The sequence below is a fragment of the Kitasatospora sp. NPDC086009 genome (assembly GCF_044540385.1).
GTDB lineage: Bacteria > Actinomycetota > Actinomycetes > Streptomycetales > Streptomycetaceae > Kitasatospora.
The window spans coordinates 537374-558102 of the sequence record NZ_JBITSA010000001.1 but is presented as its reverse complement, the minus strand read 5'-3'; the positions used below and the strand labels follow the sequence as shown (position 1 = coordinate 558102).

The 20729-nt window shown below is 74.0% G+C and carries 10 protein-coding genes; 6 read left to right on the top strand and 4 right to left on the bottom strand.

Annotated elements, in window-relative coordinates:
* Nucleotides 1-319: 319 nt before the first annotated feature.
* The 4 genes from ACIF6L_RS02630 (at nucleotide 320) to ACIF6L_RS02615 (ending at nucleotide 14171) form a co-directional block, all read left to right on the top strand.
* Nucleotides 320-9955, top strand: a complete 9636-nt coding sequence (locus tag ACIF6L_RS02630) for an amino acid adenylation domain-containing protein (protein WP_396485920.1) — start codon at nucleotides 320-322, stop codon at nucleotides 9953-9955.
* Between the two features lie 106 nt (nucleotides 9956-10061).
* Nucleotides 10062-11252, top strand: a complete 1191-nt coding sequence (locus tag ACIF6L_RS02625; RefSeq protein ID WP_396485919.1) for a cytochrome P450 — start codon at nucleotides 10062-10064, stop codon at nucleotides 11250-11252.
* 154 nt (nucleotides 11253-11406) lie between these two features.
* The gene (locus ACIF6L_RS02620; RefSeq protein ID WP_329488482.1) at nucleotides 11407-13116 is read left to right on the top strand and encodes an NAD(P)/FAD-dependent oxidoreductase; all 1710 of its coding nucleotides are present in this window, start codon (nucleotides 11407-11409) and stop codon (nucleotides 13114-13116) included.
* Nucleotides 13113-14171, top strand: a complete 1059-nt coding sequence (locus ACIF6L_RS02615; RefSeq protein WP_380384106.1) for an MDR family NADP-dependent oxidoreductase — start codon at nucleotides 13113-13115, stop codon at nucleotides 14169-14171. The genes ACIF6L_RS02620 and ACIF6L_RS02615 overlap by 4 nt, the downstream gene beginning before the upstream one ends.
* A gap of 79 nt (nucleotides 14172-14250) precedes the next feature.
* Here ACIF6L_RS02615 and ACIF6L_RS02610 read toward each other — a convergent pair whose 3' ends face one another.
* Together ACIF6L_RS02610 and ACIF6L_RS02605 are read right to left on the bottom strand one after the other, a co-directional pair.
* On the bottom strand, nucleotides 14251-14826 hold the full coding sequence (locus ACIF6L_RS02610; RefSeq protein ID WP_329488480.1) for a TrmH family RNA methyltransferase: 576 nt from the start codon (nucleotides 14824-14826) through the stop codon (nucleotides 14251-14253).
* Complete coding sequence (locus ACIF6L_RS02605) at nucleotides 14823-15464, bottom strand: class I SAM-dependent methyltransferase (protein WP_396485918.1); 642 nt, start codon at nucleotides 15462-15464, stop codon at nucleotides 14823-14825. The genes ACIF6L_RS02610 and ACIF6L_RS02605 overlap by 4 nt, the downstream gene beginning before the upstream one ends.
* A gap of 269 nt (nucleotides 15465-15733) precedes the next feature.
* On the opposite strand from ACIF6L_RS02605, the gene ACIF6L_RS02600 reads away from it, so the two are divergent.
* Nucleotides 15734-15928 carry a hypothetical protein gene (locus ACIF6L_RS02600; protein ID WP_329488477.1) on the top strand — a complete coding sequence of 65 codons (195 nt, stop codon included), beginning with the start codon at nucleotides 15734-15736 and terminating at the stop codon, nucleotides 15926-15928.
* Nucleotides 15929-16032: 104 nt separating this feature from the next.
* Here the strand turns inward: ACIF6L_RS02600 and ACIF6L_RS02595 are convergent, their stop codons facing one another.
* Entirely contained in the window at nucleotides 16033-18837 is a 2805-nt protein-coding gene (locus tag ACIF6L_RS02595) for a lysylphosphatidylglycerol synthase domain-containing protein (protein WP_396485917.1), read from the bottom strand.
* Nucleotides 18838-18910: 73 nt separating this feature from the next.
* Entirely contained in the window at nucleotides 18911-19672 is a 762-nt protein-coding gene (locus tag ACIF6L_RS02590) for an SDR family oxidoreductase (protein ID WP_329488474.1), read from the bottom strand.
* 200 nt (nucleotides 19673-19872) lie between these two features.
* Here ACIF6L_RS02590 and ACIF6L_RS02585 point away from each other — a divergent pair, with 200 nt between their 5' ends.
* Entirely contained in the window at nucleotides 19873-20715 is an 843-nt protein-coding gene (locus ACIF6L_RS02585) for a helix-turn-helix transcriptional regulator (RefSeq protein WP_396485916.1), read from the top strand.
* Nucleotides 20716-20729 lie beyond the last annotated feature (14 nt).

Genomic DNA, 20729 nt, shown 5'->3' with positions numbered 1-20729 from the left:
CCGACCCGGCCGGTCCGCCCGCCCGCCCGGCGCCCCCTGTCCGTCCGTTCCGCCTTCTCGCCGACCGCTGCCTCCTCTTGTCCGCTGCGATCCCGAACCCGTTCCGGTGGCGTTGCCCCGCGACCCCGTAGTCCCTTGCTTCGCGTCCACCGTCCGCCGCCCATTCCCCGCTCGCACTCCTCGCCGGCCCTCGGCCTGTCCCCTCGGCCGGTCCGGTCTCCGGCCTGCCTGGAACCGGTCCGCAGCCGCCGTCCCACGCCCGTGCGGTGCTCCCACGCCCGTGCCGCGCGCGCGAACGCAGCGACACAAGGACTCGACCATGACGGATTCATGCCTCGCCGCAGTTCCCGATCCCTCTGATTCCCCGACCGCCTCCGACACCCGCTACGCCACCGCCGCCGCTACCGCCGCCTCCGTGCCCGCCGCCGCTTCGGCCACGACCGCCGTCGTGCCCGCTCCCGCCGGGCCCGCCGACGGACCGGAGCGGATCGACGGACCGGAGCGGATCGCGATCATCGGGATCGGCTGCCGGTTCCCGGGCGGTGCCAGTGACCACCGGTCGTTCTGGCAGAACCTGGTCGACGGCAAGGACTGCATCACGCCGACGCCGCGCAGCCGGTACGACGTGGCCACCCTCGGCAGCCGGGACAAGGCCAAGCCGGGCCGGCTGGTCGGCGGCCGGGGCGGCTACATCGACGGCTTCGACGAGTTCGACCCGGCGTTCTTCGGGATCAGCGGCCGGGAGGCCGACCACATGGACCCGCAGCAGCGGAAGCTGCTGGAGGTGGCCTGGGAGGCGCTGGAGGACGGCGGGCAGAAGCCGGGTGAGCTGGCGGGGCGTGACGTCGGGGTCTACGTCGGCGCGTTCACCCTGGACTACAAGATCGTCCAGTTCTCGGACCTCTCCTTCGAGACCCTGGCCGCGCACACCGCCACCGGCACCATGATGACGATGGTGTCGAACCGGATCTCGCACTGCTTCGACTTCCGGGGGCCCAGCGTCTCGCTGGACACCGCCTGCAGTTCCTCGCTGGTCGCCGTCCACCTCGCCGCCCAGAGCCTGCTGCGCGGCGAGACCGACCTCGCGCTGGCCGGCGGCACCCTGCTGCACATCGCGCCGCAGTACACCATCGCCGAGACCAAGGGCGGCTTCCTCTCGCCGGAGGGCCGCTCGCGCACCTTCGACGCCTCGGCGGACGGCTACGTCCGGGCCGAGGGGGTCGCGGTCGTCGCGCTCAAGCGGCTCTCCGACGCCGTGCGCGACGGCGACCCGATCCACGCCGTGATCATCGGCAGCGGGGTCAACCAGGACGGCCGCACCAACGGGATCACGGTGCCCAACCCGGACGCCCAGGTGAGCCTGATCGAGCGGGTCTGCGCCGAAGCCGGCATCACGCCCGGCAGCCTCCAGTACGTCGAGGCGCACGGCACCTCCACCCCGGTCGGCGACCCGATCGAGGCGAACGCCCTGGCGCGGGCGCTGGCGGTCGGCCGCCGCCCCGGCGACAGGTGCTACGTGGGCTCGGTCAAGACCAACATCGGGCACACCGAGTCCGCCTCGGGCCTGGCCGGGCTGATCAAGTCGGCGCTGGCGCTGAAGCACCGCCTGATCCCGCCGCACATCAACCTGGAGCGGCTCAACCCGGCGATCGACCCTGCCACCCTGCCGTTCGAGATCCCGTCCGAGCCGACCCCCTGGCCGGACCACCGGGGCCCGGCCAGGGCCGGGGTCAACTCCTTCGGCTTCGGCGGCACCAACGCCCACGTCCTGCTGGAGGCCGCTCCCGAGCCGGCACCGGCCGAGGAGCCGTCCGAGCCGCCGGAGGGCCCGGCCGTCCTCCCGCTCACCGTCCTGCCGCTCACCGCCCGCGACGCCGCCGCCCTGCCCGAGCTGGCCGCCGGGATCCAGGGCGAGCTGGCCGGTGCGCGCGGCGGCACCCCCGCCCGACCGGCCGACCTCGGGCACACCCTGGCCCACCGCCGCCAGCACCTCGACTCCCGGCTCTCCGTGGTCTACGACTCGCGCGAATCGCTGGACGAGGCGCTCACCGCGTACCTGCGGGGCGAACCGCACCCCCGGGTGCTGACCGGCCAGCGGCGCGAGGCGCGGCACCGCCGGCTGGCCTGGGTCTTCACCGGCATGGGTCCGCAGTGGTGGGGAATGGGCCGCCGGCTCTTCGCGACCGAGCCGGTCTACCGCGAGGCCGTCGAGCGCTGCGCCGAGCACCTCGCCGAGCTCACCGGCTGGTCGCTGACCGACGAGCTGGCCGCCGACGAGGCGCACTCCCGGATGGCCGAGACCTGGCTCGCCCAGCCCGCCAACTTCGCCGTCCAGATCGGCCTCGCCGCGCTCTGGCGCAGCCGCGGGGTGCGTCCGGACGCCGTGGTCGGCCACAGCACCGGGGAGGTGGCCGCCTTCCACGAGGCCGGGGTCTACGACCTGGCCGACGCGGTCAAGGTGGTGGTGCACCGCAGCCGGCTCCAGCAGCGGCTGGCCGGTACCGGCGGCATGCTGGCGGTCTCCCTCTCCGAGGCCGAGGCGGTCCGCCGGATCCGCCCGTACGGTGACGCGGTGTCGGTGGCCGCGATCAACAGTCCGACCTCGCTCACCCTCGCCGGGGACGAGACGGTGCTCGCCGAGCTGGCCGCCGCGCTCACCGCGGAGCAGGTCTTCGCCCGCCCGCTGACCGTCGAAGTGCCGTACCACAGCGCCCGGATGGAGTTGATCAAGGACGAGCTGCTGGAGTCGCTCGCCGACCTCAAGGCCCGCCCCGCCCAGGTGCCGCTCTACCTCACCGGCCGGGAGGGCACCGCGCACGGCACCGAGCTGGACGCCGGCTACTGGTGGCACAACGTCCGCGACAGTGTCCGCTTCCAGCAGGCCGTGCAGCGGCTCGGGGACGACGGGTACAGCCTCTTCCTGGAGGTCGGACCGCACCCGGTGCTGGGCCGCTCGATCCAGGAGACGCTGGAGGCCCGGCCCGGCGGCGCCGACCGCCCCGACGTCCGGACGCTGCCCTCGATCCGCCGCCAGGAGGACGAGCGGACCACGTTCACCGCCTCGCTGGCCGCCCTGCACAACCTCGGGGTCGAGGTCGACTGGTCGGTGCTGCAGCCGACCGGGCGCCCGGTCCCGCTGCCGCGCTACCCGTTCAAGCGGGACCGGCACTGGGTCGAGCCCCGGGCGGTGGAGCAGGTCCGCCGGGGCCGGCAGGACCACCCGCTGCTCGGCCGCCGCCTCGCGGGGGGCGAGCCCGCCTGGGAGGCCCGGCTGGACGCCGAGGTGCTGCCGTACCTGGAGGACCACCGGATCCAGGGCCGGGTGCTCTTCCCTGCCGCGGGGTACCTGGAGATGGCCGTCCAGGCGGTCCGCGCGCTGACCGGCGGGGCGGACGCGGCGCTGGCCGGGATCGAGCTGCGCAAGGCGCTCTTCCTGCCCGACGAGGAGAGCCGCGCCGTCCAGCTCACCCTCTCCGCCGAGAACGGCTCGTTCACGATCACCACCGGCACGGCCGTCACCACCGGCTCGGCCGGGACGGACGGCGACGCCGACGGCCCCGGCGGGGCCGGGCCGGACCGCACCGTCCACGCCGTCGGCACCGTCCGCCCCGGCCAGCGCCGGCGGCCCGGCCACCGGCTGGACGCCGAGCCGATCCGTGAGCGCGCCGCCCGCCACCTGGCCGGCCCCGACTGCTACCGCGAGCTGGCCGGCCTCGGCTACCACTACGGGCCGGCGTTCCAGGGCATCGACGAGGTCTGGATCGGCCCCGGCGAGGCGCTGGCCGTCGTCCGGCCGACGGCGGCGATCGCAGGGCAGGGCGCCGGTCACCAGGTGCACCCGGTGCTGATGGACGCCTTCTTCCAGACCCTGCTGACCCCCCAGCTCCTGGTGGCGGCCGGCCCTGCCGGCACCGGCATCAAGCTGCCGCTCGCCATCGACGAGGTCCGGCTGGACCCGGTCGGGGAGCAGCCGCTCTGGGTACACGCCACGGTGACCCGGGACGGCGGCGACGAGCTCGTCGGGGACATCGCCGTCTACGACGGGAGCGGCACCCCGCTCGGCGGGATCACCGGGTTCCGGGCCGCCGACGTGGAGAAGGCCTCCACCGCGGTCGGCCTCGCCACCATCGACGGCTGGCTGGTGGAGCCCTCCTGGTCGGAGCTGCCGGGCGCCTCGGACGCCCCCGACCTGCTGGCCGAGCACCCGGACCACTGGCTGCTGTTCGCCGATGCCGGCGGCGTCGCCGAGGAGCTGGCCGACCGGATCACCGGGCGCGGTGGCAGCTGCCACCTCGTCCGCCCGGGCAGCGGCTACCGGACCGCCGCGGACGGGCGGGAGTCCACCGTGGATCCCGGCTCCGCCGCGGACCTCGGCCGGCTGCTGGCCGACCGGCGGGCCGCCGGGGCCGCCGATCCGGCCGCCGTCGTCCACCTGTGGAACCTCGACCGGCCCGCGCTGGCGGGCGCCGACCACGCCACGGTGGCGGGCCACACCGGCACCGGCGCCTACAGCCTGGTCACGCTGGCCGCCCTGCTCTGCGCCGAACTGCCCGACTGCAGAATGCACATCGTCACCCGGGCCGCCCAGGCCACCGCCCCCGACGAGCCGGTCGAGCCGCTCGGCGCGCCCGCCTGGGGGATCGGCCGGGTGCTGCGCCACCAGGAGCTGCCCGGCCACCCCGGCAAGCTGATCGACCTCGGTCCGGCCGGCCCGGCCGGTGCGGAGGCGGCCGCGCTGCTGCGCGAGTTCGCGCTGGCCGACGAGGACGAGATCGCGCTGCGCGGCGGGCGCCGGCTGACCAACCGGCTGCGCCCCGCCGAAGGGCTGACCGGTCCGCTGCCGCCCAGCCTGCGCGCGGACGGCAGCTACCTGGTGACCGGAGCGTTCGGCGCCCTCGGCCGGCTGCTCTGCCGCACCCTGGTCCGTCGTGGCGCCCGCCGGCTGATCCTGGTCGGCCGCAGCCCGCTGCCCCCGCGCGAGCGGTGGCGCGGCCTCGACCCGGAGAGCCGGGCCGGTCGCGGTGTCGCCTTCCTGCGCGAGCTGGAGTCGCTCGGCGCCCAGCCCGTTCCGGTGTCGCTGGACATCACCGACGAACGCGCCCTCGCGGACTGGCTCGCGGAGTACCGGGCGCTGGAGTCGCCGCCCGTCCGGGGCGTCTTCCACCTGGCCGGGCAGGTCCGCGACACCCTGGTGGCGGAGCTGGACCGCGAGGTGTTCGACGCCGTCCACGGCCCCAAGGTGCTGGGCGCCTTCGCCCTGCACCGGCAGCTGGCCGGCGAGCCGCTCGACCACTTCGTGCTGTTCGCCTCGATCGCCTCGTTGCTGACCACCGCCGGCCAGACCAACTACGCGGCCGGGAACGCCTTCCTGGACGCGCTGGCGCACCACCGCCGCGCCCTCGGCCTGCCCGCCCTCAGCCTGGACTGGGGCCCCTGGGCGACCGGCATGATCGAGGAGCTCGGCCTGGTCGAGCACTACCGCAACAGCCGCGGCATGAGCTCCCTCGCGCCCGAGAGCGGGATGGCCGTGCTGGAGCGGGTACTGGGCCAGGACCGCGCCCAGTTGCTGGTCGCCACCGTGATCGACTGGCCGGTCTTCCTGTCCTGGTACCCGGCCCCGCCGCCGCTGGTCGCCGGTCTGGCCGCCGCAGCCCGGGAGAACGCGCCGGCGCCGCGGCGGAGCAGCCTGCTGGAGGTGCTGCGGGCGGCCGGCGAGGAGGAGCGCCGGGGGCTGCTCACCGAGCGCTTCGTCGCGCTCGCCGCCACCGTGCTCCGGGTGCCCGTGGAACAGATCGAGCCCCGTACCGGCCTGAGCGGGCTCGGGCTGGACTCGCTGCTCGCGATGGAGCTGCGGGCCCGGCTCAACACCGAGCTGGGCACCGCCCTCCCGGTGGTGGCGCTGCTCTCCAACGCCCCGGTGGCCGAGCTGGTCGCCCAGCTGTACACCGGTCTGGCCGAGCTGATCGAGGACGACGGCACCGGCGCCGGCGCGGCCGAGGTCGAGCGGTACGAGGACGAGTCGCAGCACCCGCTGACGCAGAACCAGAAGGCGCTCTGGTTCCTCAAGCAGCTCAACCCGGACGGCTTCGCCTACAACATCGGCGGCGCGGTCGAGGTCCGGGTGGAGCTGGAGCCGGAGCTGATGGCCGCCGCCTTCCGGACGATGGTCGGGCGCCACCCCAGCCTGCGGGCCAACTTCGTGCTGGACGGCGGCCACGCCGTGCAGCGGGTCCGCGCCGAGGTCGAGCCGGACTTCGGGGTCTTCGACGTCCAGGGGCTGGAGTGGGCGGAGGTCCACGACCTGATCGTCCGCGAGTACCGCAAGCCGTACGACCTGGAGCGCGATCCGCTGGTGCGGTTCCGGCTGTTCAAGCGCGGGCCGGAGCAGTGGGTGATCATGAAGGCCGTCCACCACATCATCTCGGACGCGATCTCCACCTTCACCTTCATCGAGGAACTGCTCGCCGTCTACGAGGGGCTGCGGCAGGGCCGGGCGCCGGAACTGCCCCCGGTCACCGCCCGCTACCTGGACTTCCTCAACCGGCAGAACGAGTTCCTGGCCGGCCGCGAGGCGCCGCGGATGCTCGACTACTGGCGCTCGCACCTGCCCGCCGAGGTGCCGATCCTCAGCCTGCCCACCGACAAGCCGCGCCCGGCGGTGCAGACGCACAACGGCGCCTCCGAGTTCTTCGTGCTGGACGAGCGGCTCAGCGCCCGGGTGCACGCGCTGGCCCGGGAGCACAACGTCACCGTCTTCATGGTGCTGCTCAGCGCCTACTACCTGCTGCTGCACGCCTATTCGGGCCAGGACGACATCATCGTCGGCAGCCCGGTGACCGGCCGCACCGACGAGGAGTTCGGCTCGGTCTACGGCTACTTCGTCAATCCGCTGCCGTTGCACGTCTCGCTGGCCGGGGCGCCGACCGTGGCGGAGTTGCTGGCCCAGGTGCGCACCACCGTGCTGGGCGGGCTGGACAACCAGGAGTACCCGTTCGTGCTGCTGGTGGAGAAGCTCGGACTGCAGCACGACCCGAGCCGCTCGGCCGTCTTCCAGGCGATGTTCATCCTGCTGCACCACAAGGTGGCCACCGAGAAGTACGGCTACCACCTGGAGTACATCGAACTCCCGGAGGAGGAAGGGCAGTTCGACCTCACGCTGTCCGCCTACGAGGACGAGGCGGAGCGTCGCTTCCACTGCGTCTTCAAGTACAACACCGACCTCTTCCTGCCGGAGACGATGGCCCGCCTCGCCGGGCACTACACCAACCTGCTGGAGGGGCTGACCGGGGCCGGCGCCGAGCAGCCGGCCACCGGGCTGGAGCTGCTCGGTCCGGTGGAGCGGGCCCGGGTGATCCAGCGGTGGAGCGGTGCCGAGCGGCGGGTGGCCCACGAGGAGCCGGTGCACGAGCTGATCCTCCGGGCGGCCGCCGCCGATCCGGACGCCCCGGCGGTGGCCGCTCCGGCGGAGTCCGGCCCGACCGCCCGGCTGAGCTACGGCGAGCTGGCGCGCCGTTCCCGGAGCGCGGCGGCCCGGCTGAGGGCCCTCGGTGCCGGGCCGGGCTCGGTGGTGGCGCTCTGCCTGGACAAGTCGCCGGAGCTGGTCGTCGCCCTGCTGGCCGTGCTCCGCACCGGGGCGGCCTACCTCCCGCTGGATCCGGGTCACCCGGCCGACCGGCTGGCGTACATGATCGAGCACGCCGGCGCCGGGCTGCTGGTCGGTGACCCGGAGCGGCTCGGCGGGCTGCCGGTCCGGATTGTCGCACCGGCGGAGCTGACCGGAGCGGACGAGCCCGGCGGGACCGGCAGCACCGGCGGGTCCGAGGCGTCCGCGGCGTCCGCGGGGTCCGAGGGCTCCGCCGGCGGGTTCACCGACGAGCCGGAGCCGGTGGACCTCGACAGCCCCGCGTACGTCATCTACACCTCCGGCTCCACCGGCCGGCCCAAGGCCGTCCGGGTCTCGCACCGCAACCTCGCCTCGGCCTACCAGGCCTGGCGCGCCGAGTACCGGCTGGACACCGACGCCAGGGTCCACCTCCAGATGGCCGGCCCGTCCTTCGACGTCTTCACCGGCGACTACGTCCGCGCGCTCTGCTCGGGGGCCACCCTGGTGCTGGTCGGCCGGGAGCTGCTGTTCAACACCGCGCGGCTCTACGAGGTGATGCGGACCGAGCGGGTGGACGCCGGGGAGTTCGTGCCCGCGGTGGTCCGGACCGTGATCGGCCACTGCGAGCGGTCCGGCCTGCGGCTGGACTTCATGCGGCTGCTGGTGGTCGGCTCGGACGTCTGGAAGGTCGAGGAGTACGAGCGGCTGCGCGCGCTGTGCGGCCCGCGGACCCGTCTGATCAACTCCTACGGCCTCACCGAGGCCACCATCGACAGCGCCTACTTCGAGGGCCCGGCGGACGGTCTGGAGCCCAGCCGGATGGTCCCGATCGGGCGGCCGTTCCCGAACAGCGCCTTCTACCTGCTGGACGAGCAGGGCCGGCCCGTCCCGCCCGGGGTGCCGGCGGAGCTGTGGATCGGGGGCTCCGGAGTGGCCCTCGGCTACGTCGGCGACGAGGAGCGGACCGCGCGCCGCTTCGCCACCCTGCCGCTCGGCGGGGCGGACGGTACCGAGCCGGTCCGGCTCTACCGCACCGGCGACCTCGCCCGCTGGGACGCCGACGGCGGGGTGCACCTGCTCGGCCGGGCCGACTCGCAGATCAAGGTGCGCGGTCACCGGATCGAGCTGGGCGAGATCGAGGCCCAGCTCGCCGAGTGGCCCGAGCTGGCCCAGGCGGTGGTGACCGTCCGGCCGGACCGCAGCGGCGAGAACGTGCTCTGCGCCTACTGCGTCCCCGCCCCCGGGCGGACGGTCGACCGCCGGGAGCTCCGTCGCCACCTGGCGGGCTACCTGCCGACCTTCATGATCCCGACGTACTTCGCCGAGCTGCCCGCGCTGCCGCTCACCGCCAACGGCAAGGTGGACGTCGCCGCCCTGCCCGCGCCCCGGGCGGAGGCCGAGGACCGGGCCGCCGAACCGCCGGTCACCCTCTACGAGGTCCGGATGGCCGAGCACTGGCGGGCGCTGCTCGGCGTCGAGGGGCTCGGCCTGGAGCACGACTTCTTCGAGTGCGGGGGCAGTTCGATCAAGCTGATCGAGCTGATCCACGGGCTGCAGGGCGAGTTCAACATCAGGATCCCGGTCAGCCAGCTGTTCAAGGTCACCACCCTGCACGGGATGGCCAGGACGCTGGAGCACATCATCACCGGCCGGCTGGAGGGCGCCCAGCCGTACCTCTGGTTCAACCAGGAGCAGCAGCAGACCATCTTCTGCTTCCCGCCGGCCGGTGGCCACGGCCTGGTCTACCGGCAGTTCGCGGCGCACCTGCCGGAGTACCGGATGGTCGCGTTCAACTACGTGGCGGGGGACGACAAGGTCACCCGCTACGCCGATCTGATCGACACCATCCAGCCGGACGGGCCGTGCGCGCTGCTCGGCTACTCGCTCGGCGGGAACCTCGCCTTCGAGGTCGCCAAGGAGCTGGAGCGGCGCGGCCGGGCGGTGCCCAATGTGGTGATCATGGACTCGCACCGGATCCCGGAGTCCTTCACCCTCGGCGACGAGCACGTCCAGGCCTTCGAGCAGGAGCTGGCCGAGCACCTGCAGCGGCACACCGGTTCGGAGATCGTCGCCCAGGAGACCCGCGAACAGGCCAGGGACTACCTGCAGTTCTGCAGCCGTACGCCCAACCTGGGGGTGATCGCCGCACCGGTCAGCGTGATCTCCGACGACGTGAAGGTGGCCCTCTACGCGGCCGGCGAGCACGGTGCCTGGCACGGCAGTTCGGCCACCGGTACGGCGGTGTTCCGCGGCTTCGGCACCCACGCCGAGATGCTCGGCCACGAGTACATCGCGCGCAACGCCGGGCTGGCCCGGGAGATCCTCACCGGGGCCACCGCCGATGCGTCCTGAGCCGTGCACCTCCCCGCGGCCCGGGTCCGGCGACCCGGCCCGCCACCCCGGCAGTCCCAGTAGCCCCCATGGCCATGGAAGTCCCTCACGAGAGGTGGACCACCTCATGCTCAGGCAGCAGCCGCCGTTGTCCTACCCGTTCGCGTCGCTCGGCCTCGACCTCCACCCCCGGTACGCCGAGCTGCGCGAGCAGCCGCTGGCCCGGATCCGGCTGCCCTACGGTGACGGCGCCTGGCTGGTCACCCGCTTCGAGGACGTCCGGACGGTGCTGGCCGACCCGCGCTTCAGCCTCGCCGAGGCGATGGGCCACGACCAGCCCCGGATGCGTCCGGTCGCCCGCAGCGGCGCCGGGCTGTTCTCCACCGAGCCGCCGGAGCACACCCGGCTGCGCTCGCTGGTGGCCAAGGAGTTCAGCGCCCGACGGGTCGAGCGGCTGCGGGTCCGGGCCAGGGAGCTGGCCGACGAGCTGGTCGACGGCCTGCTCGCGGCGGGTGCGCCGGCCGACCTGGTCGAGGACTTCGCGATCCCGATGCCGACCACCATCATCTGCGAGGTGCTCGGCATCCCCGCCGAGGACCACCGGATGCTCTGGCAGTGGGCGGAGACGGTGCTCTCCGCCGTCACCCCCGGCGAGGTGCTCGCCGTCGAGGGCCAGGCGTTCATCGAGTACATGGCCGGCGTGCTGGACCTGCGCGGCCGCGAACCCGGCGAGGACCTGCTGACCGTCCTGGTCCGGGCCTGCCGCGAGCAGGGGCTGATCAGCGAGGACGAGCTGCTCTCGATCGCCTGTGACCTGCTGATCGCCGGCTTCGTCTCCACCACCAACCAGATCGGCAACTTCTTCCACCAACTCCTGGTCAATCCGGAGGAGTTGCGCCGGCTTAGGGCGAAGCCCGAACTGATCCCGAAGGCCGTCGAGGAGCTGATGCGGTACGTGCCGCTGCTCACCGGCTTCAGCCTGCCGCGCTACGCCACGGCCGACGTCGAGCTGGGCGGGGTGACGATCCGGGCCGGTGACGCGGTGATGATCGCCACCGCCGCGGCCAACCGCGATCCGGAGGTCTTCGAGGAGCCGGAGCGCCTCGTGCTGGACCGCCAGGGCAATCCGCACATCGGCTTCGGCCACGGCGTGCACTACTGCATCGGCGCCCATCTGGCCCGGCTGGAGCTCCAGGTGGCGATCGAGACGGTGCTGGACCGCCTGCCCGGCCTGCGGCTGGCCGTCCCCGAGGACGAACTGCGCTGGAAGGCGGACGCGATGGTGAACGGACTGCAGGCGCTCCCGATCGCCTGGTGACACAGCGCCCGGCACGCAGCGCACAGCGCACAGCGAGCAGCGAGCAGCGAACAAGTACACGGCACTCGGCACACGGCACACGGCACACAGCATGACCACGAGGAAGGCCAGGGAATTGGCACGGCACAAGGCGCCAGCGCGCAGACGAGAAACGATGATCATCGTGGGCGGCGGCCTCGGCGGCCTCTCCACCGGGTGCTACGCCCAGATGAACGGGTACCGCACCCAGGTCTTCGAGATGCACGAGATCCCCGGCGGCTCCTGCACCGGCTGGGACCGCAGCGACTTCACCTTCGACTGGTGCATCAGCTGGCTGCTCGGCAACGGCCCGGGCAACGAGATGTACCAGATCTGGCTGGAGCTCGGCGCCCTCCAGGGCAAGGAGATGCGGCACTTCGACGTGTTCAACATCGTCCGCGGCCGGGACGGCCGGGCGGTGCACTTCTACTCCGACCCGGACCGGCTGGAGGCCCATCTGCTGGGCATCTCGCCGGCCGACGCGAAGCCGGTCCGGGAGTTCTGCGACGGCATCCGGACGTTCCGCAAGGCGCTGGCGGTCTACCCGTTCCTCAAGCCGGTCGGGCTGATGGGGCGGATCGAGCGCTGGCGGATGCTGGCCTCCTTCCTCCCGTACTTCAACACCATCCGGAAGTCGATCACCGTCCTGATGACCGACTACTCGCAGCGCTTCCAGGACCCGCTGCTGCGCGAGGCGTTCAACTTCATCCTCTACGAGAAGCACCCGGCCTTCCCGGTGCTGCCCTTCTACTTCCAGCTGGCCTCGCACGCCAACCAGGCCGCCGGGGTGCCGGAGGGCGGTTCGCTCGCGCTGGCCCGCTCGATCGAGCAGCGGTACCGGAAGCTCGGCGGCGAGGTGACGTACAACGCCAAGGTCGAGGAGATCCTGGTCGAGGACGACCGGGCGGTGGGCGTCCGGCTGAGCGACGGGCGGGAGTTCCGCTCCGACATCGTGGTCTCCGCCGCCGACGGCCACACCACGGTGATGAAGCTGCTCAAGGGCCGCTATCTGAACGACACCTACCGCAGGCTCTACACCTCGCTGATCGACGAGCCGGGTCAGTTGTCGCCCGGCTACGTCGCGCTCTTCCTGGGCCTGCGCCGGCCCTTCCCGGAGGGCGACCCGTGCACCACCTACCTGCTGGACGAGCAGCGGGCCGCCGAGCTCACCGGCATCCGCTGCCCGAGCATGAACGTGCAGTTCCGCACCCGGCACTACCCGGAGCTGGCGCCGCGGGAGTCCACCGTGGTGTTCGCCACCTACTTCTCCGACATCGACCCCTGGCGGGCGCTGCACGACGGTCCGGAGCAGTCCTCCCGGGTGCGGCGCGGTGAGGAACTGCACACCCTGCCGGTCAAGCACGGCCGGGAGTACATGGCGGCCAAGCGCAAGGTCCGCAACGGCATCGTGGCCTTCCTGGACGAGCGCTTCCCCGGTTTCAAGAGCGCCGTCGCGGTGGCGGACGTCTCGACCCCGCTCACCCAGGTCCGCTACACCGGGGTCTACGACGGGACGTTCCCGGGCTGGAACCCCTTCGTCGAGGGCAGCGAGACGGTGGAGGAGGAGATCAAGAAGAACGGTCCGGTGCTCCCCGGGCTCTCCGACTTCTACCTCTCCGGCGTCTGGGCCACCATCGGCGGCCTGATCCGGGCGGCCGCCGCCGGCCGGCACGTGATGCAGTTCATCTGCCGGGACGACGGGCGGGAGTTCCGCGCCGAGATCGACCTGAGCGCGCCGCCGCCCACCCATCTGATCCTCCCCGTCGGCCGGCCGCCGAAGCAGCAGACCGGGCCGGTCGAGGAGATCCCGTCCACCAGTACCGTTTCGACAGGGGCCCTGGCATGAAGATCGAGAAGTGGGTGGTCCGCGAGCACCTCGACGGGGTGCCGGACGTCAACCGGATCTACCGGAAGGTGGTCGAGGAGGTCGACGTCAGCCTCCGGCCCGACGAGATGCTCTTCCGGACCAGGTACGTCTCGGTCGACCCGTACCAGAACGGCCTCGCGCTGGAGACGCCGATCGGCCACCACATGGGCGCGGACTCGATCATGGAGGTGCTGGAGGCCGGTCCGGAGGCGGCCTTCCAGGTCGGCGACCTCGTCCAGGGCTTCGGCGGCTGGCGCAGCCATGTCGTCCACAACGGCGCCGAGGAGCTGTGGAAGACCGGCGTCTTCCCGATGCTCTTCCCCGCCTACCGCCGGCTCGACCCGGCCCGGTACGACGAGCGGCTGCCGCTCTCCACGGCGCTCGGCGTCATGGGCGCGCCCGGGATGACGGCCTGGGGCACGCTGACGAAGTTCCTGGAGGTGCGGCCGGGCGACACCGTGGTGATCAGCGGTGCCTCCGGCGCGATCGGCACCCTGGTGGGCCAGTTGGCCAGGCGCGCGGGCGCCGGCCGGGTGGTCGGCACCACCGCCTCGGCGGGCAAGGCCGCGTACCTGAAGGAGCTCGGCTTCGACGACGTGGTGCTCTACGACCAGGCGGACGACGCCGAGAAGGTCCGCGCGGCGCTGCTGCTCGCCGCCCCGGACGGGGTCGACCGCTACTTCGACAACCTCGGCGGCAGCGTCACCGACGCGGTGTTCACCATGCTCAACGTGGACAGCCGGGTGGCGGTCTGCTGGCAGTGGGCGACCACGGTGAACGGTGAGCTGACCGGGCCCCGGCTGCTGCCGTACATCATGTTCCCGCGCACCACCATCCGCGGGATCTTCGCCCAGGAGTGGTTCGACGAGCCGCAGTTGGCGGCGATGCACGCGGACCTCGGCGAGCTGGTCCGGCGCGGCGAGATCCGCTACCACGAGACCGTGCACAAGGGCTTCGACGAGATCCCGAAGGCCTACCGGAGCCTCTACGTCGACCGGGAGGCGAACCGGGGCAAGGTGCTGGTCGAGGTGTGAGGGCCCCGGCCGGGTGAGCCCCGCCGGGTGAGCCCCGCCGGGTGAGCCCCACCGGGCTCACCCGGCGATCACTCCGGGGTCACTCGTCGTCGAGGTCCAGGCCGCCCGGGTCGCTGCCGTCCGGGGTGCCGCTGAGCGCGTACCCCTGGCGGCGCGCCTCGTAGCAGGCCACCGTGGCGGCGGCGGAGACGTTGAGCGAGCCGACGCGGCCGAGCTGCGGGACGAACACCACCTGGTCGCAGAGCGCGAGCGCGTCGGGGGTGATGCCGCGGTCCTCGTGGCCCAGCACGAAGGCCACGGCCGGGGTCAGCTCGGCGGCGAACATCGGCACCGCCTCGTCCGCCAGCTCCAGGCCGACCACCTTGAAGCCGTCCGCCTTGGCGGCGGCGACGGCCTCGGCGACGGTGGGGAAGTGCTCCACCTTGAGGTACTTGTCGGTGCCCATCGCGGCCTTCTGGGCGCCGGAGGAGCGGACCGACGGGGTGTCGCCGGTCAGGTACAGCTTCTCCGCGCCCATCGCGGCACCGGTCCGGACGACCGAGCCGACGTTGAACGGCGACTGGAGGTTCTCCAGGATCAGCGCGAGCCGGAACTCGTTGCTGCGCCGCCACTGGCGGTGCAAGCGCTTCAGTTCGGTCCCGCGGAGCTGCTTCACGACGTCGTACCTCGTCCACTCTCGGGGCCCTCGCCCTCCGGGCGGGGCCGCGCTTCCAGAATCCGGAACCCGTTGACCGACGTCACGCGGGTGGTCGGGTAGCCCTGGTCGTGCAGCCACTTCTGCAGCGAGTCCGAGCCCAGGTGCTTCTGGACCACCAGGAACGCCGAGCCGTCCGGGGTGAGCCGGCCGAGCCACTGGTGCAGCAGCCGGCGCAGTTCGCCCTTGCCGACCCGGATCGGCGGGTTGGAGTAGATCGCCGCGAACCGCTGGTCCTCGGGGACGTCCTCCGGCAGCGCGGCCTGCACGTTGCCCAGGCCGAGCGCCTCCGCGTTGAGCCGGACCAGCTCCAGCGCGCGGGTGTTCACGTCCACCGCCCAGACCGGCAGCCGCTTGCGCCTGGTCGCCCAGGTCAGCGCGATCGGGCCGTAGCCGCAGCCGACGTCCAGGATCGGGCCGCGGACCCGGGGCGGCGGCGCGTGCTCCAGCAGGATCCGGGTGCCCGGGTCGAGCCGGCTGCGGGAGAACACACCGGCGTCGGTGGTCAGTTCCAGGGTGACATCCGGCAGGCTGACCGTGATCGGACGGCGCTCGCTGGCGACCTCGGGTGCACCGGTGAAGTAGTGCGAGCCGGACATGATTTCCCCGTCGTTCGTAAGGGCTTCGGGGCCACCGGGTGGGTGAGGGTAAGCCCTGCTGGTACGGCACTGATCGTACCCCCGGCGGCCGGGCACCCGTTTTGCGCGCCGGTGGCCGGGCAGGCGGGAGGCCGGTCCGCAGGCCGCGGACCGGGACCGGACAACACGCCGAAGGCCCGGTGGCGCATCGCGTCCGGGCGGCCCTCGGCGGATACTTCCAGTACCCCAACGGGCCCCGTGGGAGCCTCCGAGCAGCAAGGACGGACGCCATGCCGCAGAATCACGAGGACTACCTGGACGAGGTCGCCGAGGCGGTCGAGCCGGACGACGAGGCGGACGAGGGCGACGAGTACGACGAGCTGGCCGAGCGGCGGGCGCTCGGCGCCGATCCGGCCACCGAGGTCGCGGACGTCGCCGAGCAGAGCCGGGTCGTCGAGCTCGACGAGGACGAGTACCGGGAGTAGCGGCACCGCGCCCCCGCCGGCGTCACTGCCCCGCCGCCACAGCGCTCCGCCGCTACGGCGCTCCGCCGCTACGGCGCTTACGGCGCTCCCCGCCGCTACGGCGGCTACAGCGCCCCGCGCCGTTGCAGCCAGGCGAAGGCCGCCCAGCCCGGCAGCACCGGCAGCACCAGGGTGAGCAGGCGGTAGAGCGCGACGGCCGCCAGCGCGCCGCCCTCCTCCATCGAGGCGGTGTGCTCCAGCAGTGTCACCAGCGCGCTGTCCACGGCGCCGGCCCCGCCCGGGGTCGGCGCCGCGTTGCCGACCGCGTTGCCGATCAGGAAGACCACCGCGACCGAGGCGAAGGCCGGCTCCCGGCCGACCGCCCGGACGCAGCAGTACAGGCAGGCGACCAGACAGAGCGAGACCAGCAACTGCCCGGTCACGCCGACGGCCAGCCGGCCCGGGCTGCGCAGCAGCTCCAGCAGCCGGGGCAGCACCTCGGAGGTCAGCGGCCGCAGCCGGGCGGCCAGCCAGCGGCGGGCCGGCGGCACGGCGGAGACCCCGCCCAGCAGCACCGCCGCGCCGGCCAGGCCGCTCACCACGGCCGGCAGCGCGTCCAGCTCGGAGCCACCGGGCTCCAGGTCCAGCAGGTAGACGAAGGCACCGAGCTGGAGCAGGTGCAGCACCAGGCCGAAGAGCTGGCCGACGCCGACGCTGGACAGCGCCTGGGCGGTCGGGATGCCGGCCCGCTGGAGGAAGCGGGTGTTCAGGGCGACCCCGCCGACGCCGCCCGGCGAGACCAGCTTGACGAAGGAGCCGGCCAGCTGGGCGAGCACGGCGTTGCGGAAGTCCAGCCGCTCGGGGACGAAGCCGACGAAGCCCATCGCGGCGGTGAAGTGACTGGCGGCCGCGGCCAGGACGGCGAGGGCCAGCCAGAGCGGGTCGGCGTCGCCCAGCGCGGCGATCGGGTTCTGCTCGGAGGCGAAGAGCTGCGGCAGCAGCAGCCAGCCGGCGACCACGCCGCCGCCCACGGCCAGCAGCGTCCGGGGCCGCAGGCGCTCCACCTTCACCGCTCGGACGGGTGCCTGCGGCTGGGTCCGCAGGACTTCGGCGCGGATCGCGTCCAGCAGCTCGCCGGGCGGCGCGGGCGCGGCCGCCCGGCCGGCGGCGGTCGCGCCGGGAGCCCCGGGAGCCCCGGGAGCGCCGGGAGCCCCGGGAGCGCCGGGGGCCCCGGGAGCGCCGGGAGCGCCGGGGGCCGCCGGGGCGAGGGCGGCGCAGTGCGCCCGGGCGGTCTGCTTGAGCGCGGTCCGGGTGGTGCGGGCCAGGGCGATCGGCTGCAGCAGCGGCAGGGCCGCGCCGACGGCGTCCGGCCCGAGCACCGCCACCGCGCTGCGCACCGACCGCTCGGCACCGACCCGCAGGGCGAGCGTGGTGAGCAGCTGGGCGATGTCGCAGCGCAGCACCAGCTCGCTCGCCGCGATGTCGCCGTCCGCGAGGTCCACCAGGTGCACCGCGCCGGCCCGGTCGATCAGGAGCGAGGAGGGGACGAGGGCCCGGTGCGAGATCTCCCGCCGCTGGAGCAGGGCGAGCTGGGACCAGGCGTCGGCGAGCAGCTGGTCGGTCAGCTCGTCGGTGGCGAGCTGGTCCAGGGTGCGGCCGGGCAGGTACTCGTACGCGACCAGGGCGCTGTCCCGGCCGAGCCCGGCGGTGGCGGCGATCCGGCGGGTGCGGACGCCGGCGGCGACGGCGGCGTAGGAGACCAGGGCCTCGTGCTCCAGCCCGGTGCGCAGCGAGCGCAGCGCGCGGGGGTGCGGGGCGGTGCGCAGCCGTAGCCGGCGCCAGGCGCGCTGGACCAGGGCGGCGGTGACGGCCTGCCGGTCGAGCAGCTGGACGTCGAGGTCGGGGCGGCCGGCCTCCTGGCGGACCAGGTAGCGGTCCGGCCCGGCGGGATGGGCGGCGACGGGGCGCAGGCCCGCCTCGCGCAGGCTCTGCAGGAGCTGGGCGGGCCGGGGCCGGGGGTCGGGGGTGCCGACGGCGTAGAGGGTGCCGTGCGCGGCCGTCCAGCCGAGCAGCAGGCCGAGCAGCAGGGCGGTCGGCGTGGCGTACCCGGCGGCCAGTCCGGCGAGGGCGGAGACCGACAGGACGATCCGGGGGACCCGGTGCTCGCGGGCGGCCGAGGCGGTCATGAAGGCGAGGACGGGGGCGAGGTAGCCGTAGACCGGTTCGGTGTGGGCGAGGCCGGCGCCGGGCAGCGGCTGGGTGAGGGCGGCGACCAGCGAGGCGGGGGCGAGCTCGTCGAGCCCGAGGTCCATGGCGACGCAGGCGCCGTAGGCGAGGACGGCGGCCAGCAGTCCGTCCGAGAGGTGCTGGAGGATGCGCCGGCGGTCGGGCACCGCCGAGAGCAGCCGGCGGACCGCCGACCAGACCGGTACCAGCAGCAGGGCGGCGGTGGAGAGCCCGCCCGCCAGCGCGGCCAGCGGGCGGGGCACCAACCGGGCGGCCTGGGCGACGTCGGCGGCGATGCCGCTGGTGGTGGCGCGGGCGTAGTCGGCGAGCAGCAGGGTCAGCGCGATCGTGGCGAGGCCGACGAGCAGCCGGATCAGCGCCACCGGCTGGCGGACCCGGCCGGCGGCGGCGGGGCCGGGCGTACCGGGCCGGGCTGCCGGTATGTCCGGCGGGAACGCGGTACCGGCGGGGCCGGGCGCGGTGGCCTGCCCGGGTGCGCCGGGGCGTTCGGGGGTGCCGGCGTGGCGGGGGGCGTCGGCCGGGCCGGGCGCGGCGGCCTGCTCGGGGAGAGCGGTCGGTCCGGGGACGGCGGGCTCGGTGACCCCGGCCTGCCCCGGGGCACGGTCCGGCCCCGGCGTACCGGTGGGCCCGGGCGGGCCGCCCGCCCGGGCACCACCGGTGTCGCTGTTCGTACTCCCCGCCACGATCGCCACGGTTGGCATGCTCCCACGGCGGCCCGCCGCCCGGTGGGGGAACCCGGGCGGGGCCGCCGACGGCTCAGGCCTGCCGGGTCGGCAGGGCGACCAGGTGGCGGAGGTTGACGTGCCGGGGGCGGGTGACGGTGTAGGCGATCAGGTCGGCGATGTCCTCGGAGGTCATCGCCGGGATCGCGGCGAACATCCCGCCCAGCTGCTCGCGCAGCGCGGGGTTGTCGATGTGCCCGGCCAGCTCGGTGTCGGTCAGCCCGGGCTCGACGGTGCTGACCCGGACATCGCGCGGGCCCAGCTCGGTGCGGAGCGCGGCGGAGAGCTGGGTGACGGCGGCCTTGGTGGCCCCGTACACGGCGTAGTCGGGGAAGACGACGTGCGAGGCGATGGAGGAGACGTTGACGAGGTCGGCGGTGCGGCCCTCGCCGGCGGCCGCGGTGAGGTCCGCGGTGAAGGCGCGCAGGATCCGCAGCACACCGGTGAGGTTGGTGTCGATCATGCGGGTCCACTCGTCGAGCCGGCCGTCGGCGACGGGGTTGGGCAGCATCACGCCCGCGTTGTTGACGACCAGGTCGACCGCGCCGTAGGCGTCGTGGACGGCCTTGACGGCGGCGTCCACCGAGGCCTGGTCGGTGAGGTCGGTGGTGACGGCGAGCGCCTGGCCGCCGGCCGAGGCGATCTCGGCGGCGAGCGCGTCCAGCCGCTCCGTGCGGCGGGCCAGCAGGGCGACCCGGGCGCCGCCCGCGGCGAGCAGGCGGGCGGTGGCCTCACCGATGCCGCTGGCGGCTCCGGTGACGACGGCGGTACGGGTGGCCAGGGCGGCGTAGCTCATGAGGTCCTGCCTTCGTGGTCCTTGCGGTCGGGCTGACGGGACCACTCTGCGCGGGTCCGGGCGGGCCATCCAGGGCCACCGATGTCCTGGGAAAGCGCAGCCCGGGGACAGCCTTTCCCGGGACCACGGTTCCTGGTACCGCCTTTCCTGGGTAAGGCCGTACCACCCTCGCGGCGCGCGGCCGCGGCTACGCTGCGGGCATGGAGAACACCGTCGGGGACTTCCTCCGCTCGCGCCGGGCCCGGATCCAGCCCGAGGAGGTGGGCCTGCCCTCGCACGGCCGCCGCCGGGTGCAGGGCCTGCGCCGCGAGGAGGTCGCGCAGCTCGCCGGGGTCAGCGTCGACTACTACGTCCGGCTGGAGCAGGGCCGGGGCGGCAGCGCCTCCGACGCGGTACTGGCCGCGGTGGCCCGGGTGTTGCGGCTGGACGACGTGGAGGCCGCGCACCTGCGCGCTCTGGCCCGCCCGGCGCGCCCGGCCACGACGGCCGGCGGCGGGCGGGCGGTCCGCGAAGGCACCCGGCTGCTGCTGGACCTGATGGCCGGGGTGCCGGCCTTCGTCCTCGGCCGCCGGATGGACGTGCTCGCCTGGAACGCCCTCGGTGACGCGGTGCAGGGCTACTCGGCCACCCCGCCGGACCGGCGCAACGCCGCCCGGTACGCCTTCCTCGATCCGGCGGCGCGGGAGTTCTACCCGCAGTGGGACGCGGTGGCGGTCGAGACGGTCGCCTATCTGCGGCTGGACGCCGGCCGGCACCCCGAGGACGCCAAGCTGGCCGCACTGGTGGGCGAACTCTCCGTGCGCAGCGAGGAGTTCCGTCGGCTCTGGGCGGACCACCTGGTGAAGCAGAAGACCCACGGCGTCAAGCTGATCCACCATCCGCTGGTCGGCGAACTCGACTTCGGCTACGAGACCTTGAGCGTCAACGGCTCGCCCGACCAGCTGCTGGTCGCCTACACCGCCCCGCCGGGCTCGCCGACCGCGCAGAAGCTCGCGATGCTGGCGAGCTGGACGGCCCCGGGGGCGCGGGTCCCCGCGGAGTGAGCCCGCCGTGTGAC

Coding starts and splice junctions, on each gene's coding strand:
- ACIF6L_RS02615 (WP_380384106.1), top strand. CDS start 13,113: ATGAAGATCGAGAAGTGGGTGGTCCGCGAGCACCTCGACGGGGTGCCG.
- ACIF6L_RS02585 (WP_396485916.1), top strand. CDS start 19,873: ATGGAGAACACCGTCGGGGACTTCCTCCGCTCGCGCCGGGCCCGGATC.
- ACIF6L_RS02605 (WP_396485918.1), bottom strand. CDS start 15,464: ATGTCCGGCTCGCACTACTTCACCGGTGCACCCGAGGTCGCCAGCGAG.
- ACIF6L_RS02600 (WP_329488477.1), top strand. CDS start 15,734: ATGCCGCAGAATCACGAGGACTACCTGGACGAGGTCGCCGAGGCGGTC.
- ACIF6L_RS02625 (WP_396485919.1), top strand. CDS start 10,062: ATGCTCAGGCAGCAGCCGCCGTTGTCCTACCCGTTCGCGTCGCTCGGC.
- ACIF6L_RS02620 (WP_329488482.1), top strand. CDS start 11,407: ATGATCATCGTGGGCGGCGGCCTCGGCGGCCTCTCCACCGGGTGCTAC.
- ACIF6L_RS02590 (WP_329488474.1), bottom strand. CDS start 19,672: ATGAGCTACGCCGCCCTGGCCACCCGTACCGCCGTCGTCACCGGAGCC.
- ACIF6L_RS02630 (WP_396485920.1), top strand. CDS start 320: ATGACGGATTCATGCCTCGCCGCAGTTCCCGATCCCTCTGATTCCCCG.